The organism is Tamlana crocina, from assembly GCF_012037625.1.
Genome location: NZ_JAAVJS010000395.1, coordinates 1 through 389 on the forward strand (window position 1 = coordinate 1; position 389 = coordinate 389).

Consider the following 389-nt stretch of genomic DNA (forward strand, 5'->3'; position numbering starts at 1 on the left):
TGAAGAAATCTGAAGGGATCTGTCTGTCCTTAGGTAAAATGATCTCGTTGCCTTCATCGTCAAGCAAAATTATTGCTCTGTGACGAATGTGGTGAACTTCGGCAGTATAGATCTCTCCCTCAAGTTCCTTGAAATGCTTATAGATATTTGTATTATCGTGTTCATGAACCTTAGAGATAAGGTTTTGACGAAGAGACAGAATAGAACGACGACCAAGGTCGATCAATTTGACTTCTTCAGAAACATCTTCTCCCACCTCAAAATCGGGCTCGATCTTACGAGCCTCGGTAAGGGAAATTTCCTGGTTAGGATCCTCCACTTCACCATCGGCCACTACTACACGGTTTCTCCAGATCTCAAGATCTCCTTTATCGGGATTCACAATGATA

At 42.4% G+C, this 389-nt stretch carries 1 protein-coding gene; it reads right to left on the reverse strand.

The window, feature by feature from the left end:
• Positions 1-389: NusA N-terminal domain-containing protein (locus HC176_RS17290; RefSeq protein WP_280818712.1), on the reverse strand; the 389-nt coding region annotated here is incomplete at both ends.